This window comes from Ruegeria sp. AL1 (genome assembly GCF_056540905.1).
In genome coordinates, this window is sequence record NZ_JBQFXP010000039.1 from 1 (window position 1) to 1,113 (window position 1,113).

Consider the following 1,113-nt stretch of genomic DNA (forward strand, 5'->3'; position numbering starts at 1 on the left):
ATGCGCACCCGTGCCGCCGTCGCCGTTCAGGCGGGCAAACCTTTGGAAGTGATGGATGTGAACCTCGAAGGCCCCAAAGCGGGTGAGGTTCTGGTGGAAATCAAAGCCACCGGCATCTGCCACACCGATGAATTCACCCTGTCGGGTGCCGACCCCGAAGGCCTTTTTCCCGCCATTCTCGGTCATGAGGGCGCAGGTGTGGTGCTGGAGGTCGGCCCCGGTGTCACCAGCCTGAAGCCGGGCGATCATGTGATCCCGCTCTACACCCCGGAATGCCGGGAATGCGAGTATTGCCTGCATCCCAAGACCAACCTGTGTCAGGCGATCCGGACCACGCAGGGCCAAGGGCTGATGCCCGATGGAACCTCGCGCTTTTCGACTTTGGATGGCGACCCGATCCTGCACTACATGGGCTGCTCGACCTTCTCGAACCATACGGTCCTACCGGAAATCGCGCTGGCCAAGGTGCGTGAGGACGCGCCCTTCGACAAGATCTGCTATATCGGCTGCGGCGTGACCACCGGAATTGGCGCGGTCATCAACACGGCCAAGGTCGAGATCGGCAGTCGTGCTATTGTGTTCGGTCTGGGTGGCATCGGTCTGAACGTCATTCAGGGACTGCGACTGGCCGGGGCCGATCAGATCGTTGGCGTCGATCTGAACCCTTCAAAGGTCAATATGGCGACCGCCTTCGGCATGACCGATTTCGTGAACCCCAAAGAGGTCGAGGGCGATCTGGTTCCCTATCTGGTCGATCTGACCAAGGGCGGCGCCGATTACACATTCGACGCCACCGGCAATGTCGGCGTGATGCGCGACGCGCTGGAATCGGCGCATAAGGGCTGGGGGGAATCGATCATCATCGGCGTGGCCCCCGCAGGGGCCGAAATCTCGACCCGTCCGTTCCAGCTGGTCACAGGCCGGTCATGGCGCGGCACGGCCTTTGGCGGCGCGCGCGGTCGCACCGATGTGCCCAAGATCGTTGACTGGTACATGGAAGGCAAAATCGAGATCGACCCGATGATCACTCACACTATGAGTCTGGACGATATCAACGAAGGGTTCGACCTGATGCACCGGGGCGAGAGCATCCGCTCGGTCGTGGTGTATTGA

Annotated in this window: 1 protein-coding gene; it reads left to right on the forward strand. The window is 61.2% G+C overall.

From position 1 onward, the window contains the following. Window positions 1-1,113: S-(hydroxymethyl)glutathione dehydrogenase/class III alcohol dehydrogenase (locus tag ACRZ9X_RS22415; protein WP_480522308.1), on the forward strand; the 1,113-nt coding region annotated here is incomplete at its 5' end.